Origin of the sequence: Pseudomonas sp. N2-3-1-14 (assembly GCF_041228395.1) — a bacterium.
Classification (GTDB): Bacteria; Pseudomonadota; Gammaproteobacteria; order Pseudomonadales; family Pseudomonadaceae; genus Aquipseudomonas.
On sequence record NZ_CP166199.1, the window covers coordinates 165289 to 179440 of the forward strand.

The window sequence follows — 14152 nt, forward strand, 5'->3', positions numbered from 1 at the left end:
GTCACTCTCCTGTCCGACCGGGAGTGCCCTCATGTCCGCCACCTCTACTGTTCCAACAGCGACCCCAACCGCCCAAACCTTCGAGATCCGCCCATTCCCCGGCAGCGTTGGCGCCGAGATCGTCGGCCTGGATTTGTCTCGCCCGGTTAACGACCAGGACTTCGCACGCATCCACCGCGCGCACCTGGATCACCACGTCGTGGTGTTCCGCGACCAGCGCATCACCCCCGAACAACAGATCGCCTTCAGCCGCCGCTTCGGTGTGTTGCAGATCCACGTGCTCAAACAGTTCCTGCTGGCCAACCACCCGGAAATCCTGATCGTCTCCAACATCATCGAAAACGGCCAATCCATCGGCCTGGGTGACGCGGGCAAGTTTTGGCACTCGGACCTGTCCTATAAAGAGCTGCCAAGCCTGGGCTCAATGCTGCACGCCCAAGAGCTGCCCTCCGAAGGCGGCGACACACTGTTTGCCGACATGCACAAAGCCTGGGACCAACTGCCCGAGCCTCTACGCAAAGCGGTGGAGGGCCGCAGCGCTGCGCACTCCTACACCGCGCGCTACAGCGAAACCAAATTCGAAGGCAACTGGCGGCCAACCCTGACGCCTGAGCAGCTGGCCCAAGTGGCCGAAGTGGTGCACCCGATCGTGCGCACTCATCCGGAAAACGGCCGCAAGGCGCTGTTCGTCAGTGAAGGTTTCACCACCCGCATCGTCGGCCTGCCCGAAGATGAAAGCCGCGACCTGCTGGCCCAGCTCTACGCCCACAGCGTGCTGCCGCACAACATCTACCGCCACCAGTGGCAGCCCCACGACCTGGTGTTCTGGGACAACCGCTCGCTGATCCACCTGGCCGCCGGTTGCCCGAGTCACCTGCGCCGCAAGCTGTTTCGCACCACCATTCAGGGCGATGCGCCTTTCTAATCCTGATCCTCGGCAAGAGAGTTGAAATGAACGCGCCCCTGCAAGGCCACGCGGCCAGCAACCTGAACACCGCCCAGCCGCTGTTGGCGGTGGACCACGTCAGCCTCGAATACCGCACCCCCGAGCGCGTGGTGCGGGCCACCCATCAAGTCAGTTTCGAGATCGACCCGGCTGATCGCTACGTGCTGCTCGGCCCTTCGGGCTGCGGCAAATCCACCTTGCTCAAGTCCATCGCCGGGTTTATCAAACCCTGCGAAGGCGAGATTCGCCTGCTCGGGCAAAAGGTCGAACAACCCGGCCCGGACCGCATCGTGGTGTTCCAGGAATTCGACCAGTTGCCGCCGTGGAAAACCGTCAAGCAGAACGTGATGTTCCCGCTGCTGGCGTCCAAAACCTTGAAGCGTCGCGAAGCCGAAGAGCGTGCGCTGTACTACCTCGAAAAAGTCGGCCTCAGCGCTTTTGCCGATGCTTACCCCCACACCTTGTCCGGCGGCATGAAAGCCCGTGTGGCGATCGCTCGCGCCCTGGCCATGCAGCCAAAAATCCTGCTGATGGATGAACCCTTCGCCGCCCTCGACGCCTTGACCCGACGCAAGATGCAGGAAGAACTGCTGTTGCTCTGGGAAGAGGTGCGCTTCACGCTGTTGTTCGTCACCCATTCCATCGAAGAAGCCTTGGTGGTGGGAAATCGCATCCTGTTGCTGTCGCCGCACCCGGGGCGCGTGCGAGCGGAAATCCACAGCCATCAATACGACCTGCACAGCCTTGGCGGTGTGGAATTCCAGGCGTCGGCGCGGCGTATTCATCGCCTGCTGTTCGATGAAGCGCCCGAGGCCGAACGTGAGTTGGGTTTCGCCGATATCCGCATCGCTTACTGAGGGGCCGACCTATGCGCCAGGAATTTGAAGTACACCTCGAACCGCTGCTCAGCGTTCCCGTTGAACGCGAGCTGCCGCTGCGCCAACGCTTGTGGCAGCAAGGCTGGCTGCGCAAGGGCCTGATCCTGATCGTGCTGGCGGTCCTCTGGGAGGCAGTCGCGCGTTACCAGAACAATGACCTGCTGCTGCCGAGCTTCCTGCAGACCTCTCAAGCGTTATTCGATGGCCTGCTCAGCGGTGAGTTGTTGAGCAAAGTGAGCATCTCGCTGGCGGTGCTGATCAAGGGCTACGTGATCGGCATCGTGCTCGCGTTTGCCCTGACCACGCTGGCGGTCTCGACCCAGCTTGGCCGCGACCTGCTGAGCACACTGACCTCGATGTTCAACCCGCTGCCGGCCATTGCATTGCTGCCGCTGGCCCTGCTGTGGTTCGGCCTGGGGCAGAACAGCCTGATTTTCGTGCTGGTGCATTCGGTGCTGTGGGCCCTGGCGCTGAACACGTATTCGGGGTTTCTCGGCGTGTCTGAAACCCTGCGCATGGCCGGCCGCAACTACGGCCTCAAGGGCATGCGTTTTGTGCTGTTCATCCTGATCCCGGCGGCGCTGCCGTCGATTCTTGCCGGGCTGAAAATCGGCTGGGCATTTGCCTGGCGCACGTTGATCGCCGCCGAGCTGGTGTTCGGCGCCAGCAGCGGCAAGGGCGGTTTGGGTTGGTACATCTTCCAGAACCGCAATGAGCTATACACCGACAAGGTGTTTGCCGGCTTGGCGGTGGTCATCCTGATCGGGTTGCTGGTCGAGAATCTGGTGTTCAACACCGTTGAACGGCTGACGGTGAAGCGCTGGGGCATGCAGCGTTGATCCTACTTATCTGTAGGAACGATCCTCTTCAAATAGGAATGATTGCTCATTGGTCTCGCTGAGTCCGATAATGCCGGCCGAACCTGACGTCGCCTTGACGTCAGGCATTCCCGGTAGAAGGATTTACGGCGATGCGGTTTTTTGTCTTGGCTGCGGCTTTATTTTTGTCGACGTCGGTGTTTGCTCAATTCAAGCCTGAAGCGGTGTCCATGCCCAAGCCGCATTACCCGGCAAACCTGATCAACCTCCAAGGGCATGCGCGCATCAGCCTGAATATTCACAACGACGGAACCGTCAGCGATGTCAAAGCGATCAGTGCCACCCAGCCTGCATTCGGTGCGGCTGCCGTGGAGGCGGCCAGTCAATGGCGGTTCAAAGCCTGGGCGGTAAACGCCGATCAGCCAGCGGTGCTTGAGGCGCAAAACGATATGGTTTTCACGCCTGAACCGGCAAGCAAGGAAGAAGCAACTCAACTGTCTTTTATGCAAACTACCTATCAAACCTGCCGCGCGTTGAGCGAAGAAGTCAGCCAATTTCGCCGTGACCATCCCGCCCGCCCGTTGATCGCCATGAAGAGCTTTGCTATTACCCGTGTGGCGGTGATGTTTCCGGCGTTCACCGGTAAAAGCGACTACAACGAGAGCCTGGCCCGAGCCGATGAACTGGAACAATCCCTGCCGGATATCGTGCGCAAGTGTCAGGCTCATCCCAAATCCACTTATGCTCAGTACCTGCCGCGCAACTTGAGGCGCTACCTGTAAAGCCTGCTACGATTGCGTGCGCTTCACGCCCCACTGAACACGAGTGCTTGGCATGCAACTACCGGACATGAACCTGCTGGTCGCCCTCGACGCCTTGCTCGACGAGGGCAGTGTGGTCGGCGCCGCGCGGCGGATGAACCTGAGCCCGGCGGCCATGAGCCGCACCCTCACGCGTATTCGCGAAGCGGTGGGCGACCCGATCCTGGTGCGCGCCGGGCGTGGTCTGGTGCCAACGCCCAAGGCGCTGCAGTTGCAAGGCCAGGTGCGCAACGTGGTGGAGCAGGCGGCGTTGTTGTTCCGCTCGGCAGACCAGGTTGACCTCAGCACCTTGCGCCGGCGTTTCAGCGTGCGTGCCAATGACTTCTTTATCGGCGTGTATGGCGGTCGTCTGTTCGACACCATGGAACGCATGGCACCGCTGTGCGAGCTGTGTTTTGTGCCCGAAGGCGACACCGATGACGAGGCATTGCGTGAAGGCCGGCTGGACCTGCGGGTGAGTAATTCCATGCCGTCCAGCCCCGAAGTGAAGGTGCAGAACCTGTTTTCCACCACCTTTGTGGGCCTTGCGCGCGAGGACCACCCACTGTTCGACGAAGAAATCACCGCCGCGCGGTTTGCCAGCTACTCCCACATCAGCATTTCGCGACGCGGCATCGCCCGCGGGCCAATCGACACGGCGCTCAATGCCCTGGGCCTGGAGCGCCGCGTGGCCATGATCGCCCCAGGCTTTCATGGCGCGATGTTCATGCTGCCCGATTCCGACCTGCTGCTGCCGGTGCCCAAGGAAGCCCTGCTGAGTGCCAATCGCCTGAAGCTGCCCCTGCGCGCATTCCAATTGCCGATCTCCCTGCCGACGCTGATGCTGGCCCAGTTCTGGCATCCGCGTTTCGACAAAGACCCTGCCCATAAGTGGCTGCGCGAAACCATGCGCGAAAGTTGCCACGCCACCTGGCTGGAAGCGCAGCCCACCTAAAGTGTAGGCACTGGCTTATCGTGGCGAGCGGGCTTGCCCCGCGTTGGGCTGCGAAGCGGCCCCAAAGCCAGGCGCTGAGTTTCATCAGAAAACTCTCAGTGTCTTTATCGGGGCCGCTTCGCTGCCCGACGCGGGGCAAGCCCGCTCGCCACGGCAAGCCAGCTACCACGGGATAAGTGCGTGGCCCAACAGTTGCGTCTGACGCACTTATAAGCTTCCAGCAAGTAACTTTTTGTTATGGGTGTGCCTGATTAAACTGCTCGGGTATTTCTAATCCCGAGTTACCTGTCCATGACCTCCCTCGCTGCCCCCGCCCTCCAGGCTGCAGCCAAACCCACTGCGCTCAACCCGCCCGTGTTCGGCCCGCGCATCATCATTGGCTTGGTCGGCGTATTGCTGGCGGTGCTGGTGTCCGGTCTCAACGAGATGGTCACCAAAGTCGCCCTCGCCGACATCCGTGGTGCGCTGTACATCGGTTTTGACGAAGGCACCTGGCTGGTCGCGGCTTACACGGCGACCTCCGTGGCGGCCATGGCTTTCGCGCCCTGGTGTTCGGTGACGTTTTCCCTGCGTCGCTTCACGCTGTGTGCCATCGGCGTGTTCACCGTTCTGGGCATCCTGTGCCCGTTTGCGCCGAACTACCAAACCCTGCTGGTGCTGCGCACCGTGCAAGGCCTGGCCGGTGGCGCGTTGCCGCCGATGCTGATGACCGTGGCGCTGCGTTTCCTGCCGGCCAACGTCAAGCTGTATGGCCTGGCGGGTTACGCACTCACCGCCACGTTCGGCCCAAGCCTGGGCACGCCGTTGGCGGCGCTGTGGACTGAATACGTCGGCTGGCAATGGGCGTTCTGGCAGATCGTCGCGCCGTGCCTGCTGGCGATGGCCGCCGTGGCCTACGGCTTGCCGCAAGACCCGGTGCGCCTGGAGCGCTTCAAGCAGTTCAACTGGCGCGGCTTGCTGCTGGGCTTTCCCGCGATCTGCATGCTGGTGATCGGTTTGTTACAGGGCAATCGCCTGGACTGGTTCGAGTCCGGCCTGATCACCTTTCTGCTCAGCGGCGGCACGCTGTTGCTGGTGCTGTTTCTGATCAATGAATGGTCGCAGCCGATTCCGTTTTTCAAGTTGCAGATGCTCGGCCTGCGCAACCTGGCGTTTGCCTTGATCGTGCTGGCGGGCGTGTTGATGGTGCTGACGTCGGTCATCATCATCCCGTCGAGCTTCCTCGCCCAGGTTCAGGGTTACCGGCCGCTGCAAACTGCGCCGGTGATGCTGCTGATGGCGTTGCCGCAGTTGATTGCGCTGCCGTTGGTGGCGGCGCTGTGCAACCTGCGCTGGGTCGATTGCCGCTGGGTCCTGGGGATTGGCTTGAGCATGCTGGTGCTGTGCTGTGTGGGCAGCTCGCACCTGACGTCGGAGTGGATCCGGGACGATTTCTACGGCCTCTACCTGCTGCAAATCTTTGGTCAGCCCATGGCCGTGCTGCCGCTGCTGATGCTTTCCACTGGCAGCATCCAACCGATGGACGGGCCGTTCGCCTCGGCGTGGTTCAACACCGTCAAAGGCCTGGCCGCCGTGATCGCCACCGCCGTGCTGGACACGCTGACCACCCAGCGTCTGCACTTTCACTCGACCATGTTGGTGGACCGCCTGGGCAACTCGCCCCTGGCCGACGGCGACGCGCCGGGCCTGGCGCACCGCCTGCACGAGCAGGCCGTGGTGCTGACTTCTTCGGACCTTTATTACGTCATGGCCGCCGTCGCGGTGGCGCTGATTCTGCTGATTTTCTGGATGCCGACGCGGATTTTTCCACCGCGCGCACCGACCTAGCCAAAAGGATTTCTCATGAAACGCAAAGACAAAATTGCCGTCGCCGTTATTGCTGTGTTTGCCGTCGGTGTACTGGTTTATCTGGTTGCGCCCGGCCTGTTGGGCAGCAAGCGCCAGACCACCAACGACGCCTTCGTTGCCGCCGACTTCACCTTGGTGGCGCCGCGCGTGGCCGGTTTTATCAAGGAAGTGCTGGTGGAAGACAACCAGCGCGTCAAGGCCGGCCAGCTGTTGGCGTTGATCGATGACCGCGATTTTCGCGCCGCCGCCCAGGCGGCCGATGCCGACACGCTCGTCGCCCAGGCCCAACTGAAAAACGCCACCGCGACCCTCGAACGCCAAAGCTCGGTGATCGCCCAGGCCCAGGCCACCGTAGCGGCGGACCGTGCCGAAGTGGCTTTTGCCGAACACGAACTGAACCGCTACAACCACCTCGCCGGGGTAGGCGCGGGCACCGTGCAGAACGCCCAGCAAGCCAAGACCCGCATCGACCAGGCCACCGCGCGCCTGGCCAATGCCACGGCGGTGCTCGCGGCAGAACGCAAGCAGGTGGAAATCCTCACCGCCCAGCGCGATGCCGCCGAAGGTGGGCTCAAACGTGCCCAGGCAGCGCTCGAAATGGCCAGCTATCAACTCTCTTACACGCGCATCGTCGCGCCAGTGGATGGCATGGTCGGTGAGCGCGCGGTACGGGTGGGCGCCTATGTGACGCCGGGCAGCAAGATCCTCGCCGTGGTGCCCTTGGCCGAGGCCTATGTGGTGGCCAACTTTCAGGAAACCCAGTTGTGGCACATGCACGCGGGTCAAGCCGTGCAGGTGCGCGTCGACAGCCTCGACGGCGAAATGCTCAAGGGTCATCTGGAAAGCCTCGCACCCGCCACGGGCGTGACGTTCGCCTCGGTCAAACCCGACAACGCCACCGGCAATTTCACCAAGGTGGTGCAACGCATTCCGGTGAAAATCGTGCTCGAACCCAATCAGCCACTGACCGAGCGCTTGCGTGTCGGCATGTCGGTGGAGGCCAGCGTCGACACCCAGCCTGTCGCGCAGCCGCGTGAGGTGGCCCAGCAATGAAGCCATTTGCCTGGCTCACCTTGAGCCTCATCAGCCTCAGTGCCTGTACCGTTGGCCCGGATTTCCAGCGGCCGCAAGGCCCGCACATCACGCAATGGGGCGAGCCCCAAGGGCGCCAAGCCGCCAGCCGCGCCGTCACCGAGCCTTTGCAGGAGCGTTGGTGGGACGTGTTCCACGATGCGCAACTCTCGGCCCTCACACGCCGTGCGCTCACCGATAACCTCGACCTGAAACTGGCCAGCAGCCGCCTGCAACAAAGCCGCGCCGTGCGCCAGGTGACCACCGCCGAGCGTTATCCCAACGTCAACGCCACCGGTGGTTATCAGCGTGAGCGCAACAGCGCTAAGGGTTTGAGTGATCCGTCCGGCGAGAATGGCCGTTCGGCGTTCAGCCAATGGGACATGGGCTTCTCTGCCGCCTGGGAATTGGACTTCTGGGGCCGTGTAAAACGTGAAACCGAAGCCGCCGACGCCACCTTGCAAGTGGCCGAAGACGACCGCCGCGCCGTGCTGCTGTCGGTGCTCGCCGAAACCGCCCAGGACTACATCCAGTTGCGCGGCGTGCAGAACACCCGCGCCGTCACCGAGCAAAACCTCGACGTGGCGCGCCACAGCCTCAAACTCTCGCAACTGCGCCTGGCCGACGGTGTGGCGACCGACCTGGACGTGGCCGAAGCGGCTGCCCAAGTGGCCGCCATCGAAGCGCGCCTGCCGGATTTGCAGCAGCGCCAGGACCAATTGATCAACGCCCTGAGCCTGTTGATGGGCGAGCCGCCACAAGCCCTGCATGCGCAGTTGTCCAAGGACGCCGCCGTGCCGCAAACCCTGCGCCAGGTCGCCATCGGCTTGCCGTCGGAGTTGGCTGAACGCCGCCCCGACATCCGTCAGGCCGAAGCGCGCCTGCACGCGGCCACCGCCACTATCGGCGTGGCCAAGGGTGACTTCTACCCGCGCATCACCCTGTCCGGCAGCCTGGGCTCCCAGGCCTTGCAACTGTCGGATTTCGGCTCATGGGGCTCGCGTGCGTTCGCCTTCGGTCCGCAATTCAGCTTGCCGCTGTTCAACGGCGGGCGCCTGCAAGGCATGTTGAACCTGCGTGAAGCGCAGCAACAGGAAGCCGCGCTGGCCTACCAGCAAACCGTGCTGCGCGCCTGGCATGAAATCGACGACCAGCTGACCCGCTACAACGCCAGCCAACTGCGCCGCGACAGCCTCGCCGAAGCGGTGCGCCAGAACCAGATCGCGTTGAGCACTGCGCAACAGCAGTACGTCGAAGGCGTGGTGGATTTCGTCAACGTGCTGACCGTGCAAAGCGCGCTATTGGCAACGCAAGAGCAATGGGTTGAAAGCTCCACCGGCGTGTCGTTGGCCATGGTCGGGTTGTACAAGGCGCTGGGCGGCGGGTGGCAGTCTGTTTATCCCGCAGGCTAAACACAACACCCTGTGGGAGCGGGCTTGCCCGCGATGAGGGCATATCATTCAACATCACGTTGACTGAACTGCCGCTATCGCGGGCAAGCCCGCTCCCACATGGAAACCGTGCGTGGGTCACGGATTCTGCAGAAAAACCACATACCCGCGAAACCACTCATTCCCCTTCAAATACCCCGGCGCCTCCCACACGCCGCCCTGAATCAAGCCGACCTTGAATGGCAGCCCCAGCCGGTTCATGCGCGGTAAATACGCGGCGTAATCCGGGATGCTGTGGCGCCCTTGATACGTCTGCACCACCACTTCATCCACCACGCCTTTGAGCTGCGCGATGGCGGTTGGGTCGGCATTGCTGCTCCAGTCCATCAGCCCGGTGATGCTCAGCTTCAAGTCGGCGGGCAGGCGGTGGCGCAGGTCGCGCAGGAAGTCGGCGTATTCGTGCAGGTATTGGGTGCGGGCGTCGAAATCGATTTGGATGCCGACCACCGGGTTGCCCGCGTCGCGCCAGCGTTGCACCTGGCCGAGGAGTTGGGTGTAGACCTGTTCTGGCCAGTGCAAAGTGTGGGCGCGGTAGACCACCCAGACGTCGCCCCGGGTGAGGCGCGGGATGCCGAGGCCTTGGGCGGTCAGTTGCACGCCGCGCTCGGGGGCGCGGCGGGTGGAGTTGATCTGGCCTTGCAGGATGTACAGGGTTTTTGCCTGCTTGAGGACTGGCTGTGGAGTAACGCCACTCCACAGCCAGAAGGCGTCGTAGTCGCGAGCGTCGACGGCGCCAAAGGCCGGGCTCGCCAGCAGGAGCAAGCCGAGCCACAGGTGCTTCACCAGTAGTACTGCAGCGATTTGCCCCACTGGGTGTCGGCGAAGCCGCTTTTCAGCTGGCGGAACCAGGCCTTGCGCACGGCAGGTTCAACGTCATCGCCGCCGCAGCTGTTGTAGCCGGCCGGTGCATAGCAGTTGATGGCGCGGAACAGTGCGTAGGCCTTGTCGTTCTTCGGCGCCTTGGCGTTGGCGATCACCTGCTTGTAGCCGTTGAGCCGCGAGAAGGTTTCACCGGGGAATGGCGACGCGGTGCTGCCCAGGCTGCCGGCGGCGCGTGCCTGTTCCAGGGGCATGCCGTCGAGGTTATTGCGCAAGATGAATTCACCAAAGCAGTTCAGGGCTTGCGGGTTTTTCGCATCGGTTTGCAAGGTGGCGGCGGTTTGCGCGATGGCCGGGCAGCTGTAGCCGGATTCGGCTTTTTCACCGTTCCACTGGAACAGCTTCAAACTCTGGCCGCCGCTGTAGACGTAGCCCAGGCTGGTGCCCAGCTTGTCTTCAGGGGCCGGCGCTGGCAGTTGCTTGAGGTCGTCGGCGAAGGTGGCGAACTGGCCGCGCAGCAAGTCCTTATAGAGCAGCACGAATTGCGCGGTCTGGCGCTCCACCGGGTCGTCGGCTTTGGCGATCTGCTGGCGCAGCAAGTCAGGCCCGGCAACGTTGCGCAGCAGGATGTAACGCACTTGCTTGGCGCTGATCGGCGAATCGGCGGCGAACACGTTGGCCAGCTGGCCGCTGCGCTCGTAGTTGAGTGCCAGGGCCAACTCCAACTGGTCGCGTTGCAGCGCCAATTTGGCCAGCGGCAGCAGTTGCAGCCACAGGTCTTGTGCGCCTTTCCAGTCTTGCTTAGCTTCCAGGGCCAGGGCGCGCAGGGTTTGTTGGCTGAAGGCGAAGTAATTCAGGCTCGACGGCACGCTTTGCGGCAACTGCTTCAAGGCGGCATCCGGTTGATGCTCGACGTACAGCGCGCTCACGGCTAACAAGTAGTCGTAAAACGCCGGCTCATCGGCAAACGCTGCTTTTTGCTTCTCAAGGTCTGCGCGGCTGAGCGCGGGCTGGTTGCCGCCACGCATGACCATCAGGTCGCTGACGAGTTGGATCATCGGCGTCTTGACCGTGTCGCTATTGACCATCAACAGCTTGAGGTCGGCCTCTTCGACCAATTCATCCACCGACACATTGCGCTGCTCGTCGGTGGCCTGGGTCAGCTGCCAGGCAAATGCCTCGGCGAGTTTTTCGTTGTCGTCCGCCAGCCAGTACACCCGGCGCAGCAAGCCGCGCGCAGAGGCGCTGTACTCGCCCTGTGGATAAGTTTTCAGATACGCGTTGAAGCCTTTCTCGGCCTCGGCGAGCGCAGGTTTATCCACACGGTCGAGGTGCGGCACGCCGTCTTCGTCATAGGTGTTGGCTTGGGCCTGGTTGAGTGCGTTACGCGCGGTCATGTACAGCGCGGTTTCTTTCAGCCAGGGCGAAGCGGCGTTCTGGGTGGCGACGAAGCCAGGCCCTGCGTCGGTGAAACGGCCTGTGTAGAAATCGGCGGCGGCTTGCAGGTACGTGCGAAACAGCTGACCTTCGGTCGACTGGATATCTTGCGGCGGCTCCACCACCGGGCCTACCCATTCACAGGCGGTGAGCAATTGCAGGCGCGCCTTCACCAGCAGATCGCGTTCGGTGGCTGGCATGTCGGCTTTGACCACCTGGCTGATAAACGCGGCGGCGCTGTTTTCGTCATTGCTGCGGCAGCGGCTGCCTTCGCCATTGAGAAACGCATCGCCGGCAGCTTTGGCGTCGTCGCGCTTGATGCCCAGCGGTTCAAGCAGTGCATCGAGTGGCGAGGTGTTGGGGGCGTCGGACGTGCTGACCGGCTCGGCTTCGCCACGCGGCACAAGGCGATACACCGGGAACGGCACCGGGCCAAAACCCTCGGCCAGGTCATCTTCGCTCAGGGCATTGGGCGTCAGCGGCGCGGCTTTCCTGTCGGCCAGCAACAAGCGCAGATTGGCCCGGCTGTCATTGCCAGGGCTCAGGAACGGCAGGTTGTTGCAGGGGTCCAGCGTGTCACGCGACACCCGCCAGTCGGGGTAACACGAGTCGTCCGAACTGGCCTGGGCCGGTAGGGAAATGCCGGCAAGCAGGGCCAGAGCCAGAGGTGACAAAAAACCGATGCGCATGACGTGTCCTTGATCCTGAGTCCTTGGAGGGTGCCAATCATAGCTTGATCCGGCAGCAGCTTCGGTGAAGGCCTACACAAATTGCTGATTTGTCCGATTTTTGGTCGTGGCAATGCTCAGCGAAATCCAGGCGCAGTGGCGGGTCTATGAGCTTCAAGTCAAATCCCGCGGTGTGCCGCCCGACGGTTGTAAAACAGCGAGCGAAACCGGGGCTTTTGTCCTAGAGTGGCGCTTGTTTGCGCGTGTGCAGGGTTTGCCCGGGAAATGGGCAGTGTCAGGGGAATTGAGGTGCGACGGTCTGTGGTAGAGCAAGACGACAAAATTGGGACGTTTCCCGCAGTCAATCGCCTCACAGGCGCCTGGGAGGGTGCCGGTTGGCTCAGCCGATTATGGTGGGTGCCGATTCTGGCGCTGGCCATGGCCGTGCGTTTCTATGGCCTGACCGCTTCGGCGATCTGGGGCGACGAAGCGTCGAGCCTGCTGCTCAGCGAATACGCTATGGAGGACCTGTGGTTTCACGCCGCCCATGATGTGCACCCGCCGCTGTACTTCTTCATGCTGCGCGGTTGGATCGAGCTGTTTGGCGATGGCATCTGGTCGATTCGCGGCATGAGTGCCCTGCCCGGGATCGGGGCGGTGGGGCTGGGCATCTGGCTCACGCGACAACTGTCCACGCGTCGGGCGGCAGTGCTGGCGGGCGTGCTGCTGGCGTTGTTCCCGACGGCGGTGCGTTACAGCCAGGAAGTGCGCATGTACTCACTGCTGGCCGTATGGTTGCTGGGCGCCACGCTGGCGCTGGTGTACTGGGTGCGCCAGCCCGAGCGCACGCGTTACCTGGCCGTCTATGTAGTGCTGATGGCAGCCGGGTTCTACACCCACTATTTCACCGCGCTGTGTGTGCTGGTGCATTGGGCTTACCTGGGCGTGTTGTGCCGCTCACAGGCACCCGGCCAACGCTTGATCATTCGCCCGTCGTGGTGGTGCGCCAATGCGCTCATTGTGGCGTTGTACCTGCCGTGGCTGCCGAACCTGCTGGACCTCACCCAGCACATTGAGCAGCTCAAGGTTGGCGGTGACATTGGCTGGGAAGATCCGGTTTCGCTGATTTCCGTGCCGTCGATGGTCTGGCAGTTCATGCTTCAGGATGAAGGCATCGGTTTCTGGCCGCCGCTGTTCTGGCTGTTCCCGCTGCTGTTGATCGCCGTCGTGGGCATCGCGGCCTGGCGTGATCGTGAGCGGTATCGCCCGGCATGCCTGCTGGCGCTGTTCTTCCTGCTGCCGCTGTTGCTGGTGTACGGCGTCTCTTTCATCTCCCCGGTATTTATCGAGCGCTACCTCACGGTCTACGCACTCGGCTTGCCCATCCTCATGGCCCTGGCCATCGACCGCCTGCCCAAACGCCTGGCATGGTTGGGCGCGGCGTTGTTCGTGTTGTTCGTGGGTGTGGAACTGCTGGGGTTGAAGAACAACGCCACCGTGGATGTGCATGATCAATTCAACGTGCCGGTGGAGTTCGTTAACCGCAACTATCAGGAAGACGACCGCATCGTCCTCAGCGATATGCTGTGGTACTTGCCCTACGTGTATTACGACGAGACCGACGCCCAATTGCAGCTTTACACGCCCCCCAAACCCGACGGCACGCCGACCCGGCCGAACGCCTACGGTTTCGGCACGTTGGTGGATCAGGACGGCGGGCGTATTTACCTGGACCGTTTGTCGGCATTGCCGGCCGATACGCACCGCGTGTGGCTGATCAGCAGCACGGATATGCCGGACGAGTTCGCCCCGATTCCTGCCGATTGGCGCCAGCTTCTGCAGCAAGTCGGCGGCGGAGCGCGGGCGCGCTTGTTTGTGCTGTGCCGCGGGCCAGAGCCCTCGCAACCCGAGGGTTGCCGTTAATCAAGCATCGGCATTAAGTACATGCCCGGAACGCCTGTTCCGGGCCAATCCCTTCGAAAACACTCAGCGGGTTTACGATTTCGTTGATGGCACAGCAGTGCGTCACGTGGTTGTTGGCCTGGCTGGCGCCTGGACTAGACTCACAGGAATGGTCTTTGTAGGAACCCACCATGGAATCGCCTGTGCACAGCTTGCCGTCACTGTTCAAACAGCTGGGGCTGCCGGATGACCCGGTGAGTATCGAGCAGTTTGTGACGGTACATTCACCGCTCAAGCCTGAGCTGCATCTGGCGGACGCGTTTTTCTGGACGGCCAGTCAGCGAGCGTTTTTGCGCGAAGAGATTTTGGAGGATGCGGATTGGGCGGAAGTGGTGGATCAGCTGAGTGTGTTGTTGCGCACGGGGCGTGAGGGGTAAAAATAGTGGCCTCCCTGGTGTTTGGGATTTTGCCGACGGCTTGTACCGATAACCGTCAGGTGCGAGGCCAACGCTGACCCAATGTGGGAGCCAAAGTGGAAAAACCAGCACGCCCACTCAAA

The 14152-nt window shown here is 62.3% G+C and carries 12 protein-coding genes; 10 read left to right on the forward strand and 2 right to left on the reverse strand.

The features are described 5' to 3' along the window. Window positions 1-31 precede the first annotated feature (31 nt). From AB5I78_RS00690 to AB5I78_RS00725, 8 genes are all read left to right on the forward strand, one after another. Window positions 32-925 (forward strand): TauD/TfdA dioxygenase family protein, encoded by an 894-nt coding sequence (locus AB5I78_RS00690; protein ID WP_369301849.1) that lies wholly within the window; start codon window positions 32-34, stop codon window positions 923-925. Window positions 926-951: 26 nt separating this feature from the next. Then, on the forward strand, window positions 952-1803 hold the full coding sequence (locus tag AB5I78_RS00695; RefSeq protein ID WP_145159606.1) for an ABC transporter ATP-binding protein: 852 nt from the start codon (window positions 952-954) through the stop codon (window positions 1801-1803). A gap of 11 nt (window positions 1804-1814) precedes the next feature. Then, window positions 1815-2663 carry an ABC transporter permease gene (locus tag AB5I78_RS00700; protein WP_242201692.1) on the forward strand — a complete coding sequence of 283 codons (849 nt, stop codon included), beginning with the start codon at window positions 1815-1817 and terminating at the stop codon, window positions 2661-2663. A 131-nt stretch (window positions 2664-2794) separates the two neighbouring features. Next, entirely contained in the window at window positions 2795-3424 is a 630-nt protein-coding gene (locus AB5I78_RS00705; protein ID WP_369301848.1) for a TonB family protein, read from the forward strand. Window positions 3425-3476: 52 nt separating this feature from the next. Continuing rightward, on the forward strand, window positions 3477-4397 hold the full coding sequence (locus AB5I78_RS00710) for a LysR family transcriptional regulator (protein ID WP_145159612.1): 921 nt from the start codon (window positions 3477-3479) through the stop codon (window positions 4395-4397). A gap of 291 nt (window positions 4398-4688) precedes the next feature. Further along, window positions 4689-6224, forward strand: coding sequence for an MFS transporter (locus AB5I78_RS00715; protein WP_369301847.1), 1536 nt, complete (start codon window positions 4689-4691; stop codon window positions 6222-6224). Between the two features lie 15 nt (window positions 6225-6239). Beyond that, a complete protein-coding gene (locus AB5I78_RS00720; protein WP_369301846.1) occupies window positions 6240-7298 on the forward strand; it encodes an HlyD family secretion protein in 1059 nt (352 codons plus the stop codon). Beyond that, complete coding sequence (locus tag AB5I78_RS00725; protein WP_369301845.1) at window positions 7295-8728, forward strand: efflux transporter outer membrane subunit; 1434 nt, start codon at window positions 7295-7297, stop codon at window positions 8726-8728. Before AB5I78_RS00720 ends, AB5I78_RS00725 begins: the two co-directional genes overlap by 4 nt. A 117-nt stretch (window positions 8729-8845) precedes the next feature. On the opposite strand, the gene AB5I78_RS00730 is transcribed toward AB5I78_RS00725, so the two are convergent. Together AB5I78_RS00730 and AB5I78_RS00735 are read right to left on the reverse strand one after the other, a co-directional pair. Beyond that, entirely contained in the window at window positions 8846-9550 is a 705-nt protein-coding gene (locus tag AB5I78_RS00730) for a DUF3142 domain-containing protein (protein WP_369301844.1), read from the reverse strand. Further along, entirely contained in the window at window positions 9547-11712 is a 2166-nt protein-coding gene (locus AB5I78_RS00735; RefSeq protein ID WP_369301843.1) for an outer membrane assembly lipoprotein YfiO, read from the reverse strand. Before AB5I78_RS00735 ends, AB5I78_RS00730 begins: the two co-directional genes overlap by 4 nt. A gap of 288 nt (window positions 11713-12000) precedes the next feature. Here AB5I78_RS00735 and AB5I78_RS00740 point away from each other — a divergent pair, with 288 nt between their 5' ends. Both AB5I78_RS00740 and AB5I78_RS00745 read left to right on the forward strand, forming a co-directional pair. Further along, window positions 12001-13614 (forward strand): glycosyltransferase family 39 protein, encoded by a 1614-nt coding sequence (locus AB5I78_RS00740; RefSeq protein WP_369301842.1) that lies wholly within the window; start codon window positions 12001-12003, stop codon window positions 13612-13614. Between the two features lie 170 nt (window positions 13615-13784). Further along, the gene (locus AB5I78_RS00745; protein ID WP_145159625.1) at window positions 13785-14030 is read left to right on the forward strand and encodes a DUF2789 domain-containing protein; all 246 of its coding nucleotides are present in this window, start codon (window positions 13785-13787) and stop codon (window positions 14028-14030) included. Window positions 14031-14152 lie beyond the last annotated feature (122 nt).

Excerpts from the sequence above, each read along its gene's own strand:
- AB5I78_RS00690 (WP_369301849.1), top strand. The coding sequence starts at position 32 with ATGTCCGCCACCTCTACTGTTCCAACAGCGACCCCAACCGCCCAAACC.
- AB5I78_RS00695 (WP_145159606.1), top strand. The coding sequence starts at position 952 with ATGAACGCGCCCCTGCAAGGCCACGCGGCCAGCAACCTGAACACCGCC.
- AB5I78_RS00700 (WP_242201692.1), top strand. The coding sequence starts at position 1,815 with ATGCGCCAGGAATTTGAAGTACACCTCGAACCGCTGCTCAGCGTTCCC.
- AB5I78_RS00705 (WP_369301848.1), top strand. The coding sequence starts at position 2,795 with ATGCGGTTTTTTGTCTTGGCTGCGGCTTTATTTTTGTCGACGTCGGTG.
- AB5I78_RS00710 (WP_145159612.1), top strand. The coding sequence starts at position 3,477 with ATGCAACTACCGGACATGAACCTGCTGGTCGCCCTCGACGCCTTGCTC.
- AB5I78_RS00715 (WP_369301847.1), top strand. The coding sequence starts at position 4,689 with ATGACCTCCCTCGCTGCCCCCGCCCTCCAGGCTGCAGCCAAACCCACT.
- AB5I78_RS00720 (WP_369301846.1), top strand. The coding sequence starts at position 6,240 with ATGAAACGCAAAGACAAAATTGCCGTCGCCGTTATTGCTGTGTTTGCC.
- AB5I78_RS00725 (WP_369301845.1), top strand. The coding sequence starts at position 7,295 with ATGAAGCCATTTGCCTGGCTCACCTTGAGCCTCATCAGCCTCAGTGCC.
- AB5I78_RS00735 (WP_369301843.1), bottom strand. The coding sequence starts at position 11,712 with ATGCGCATCGGTTTTTTGTCACCTCTGGCTCTGGCCCTGCTTGCCGGC.
- AB5I78_RS00745 (WP_145159625.1), top strand. The coding sequence starts at position 13,785 with ATGGAATCGCCTGTGCACAGCTTGCCGTCACTGTTCAAACAGCTGGGG.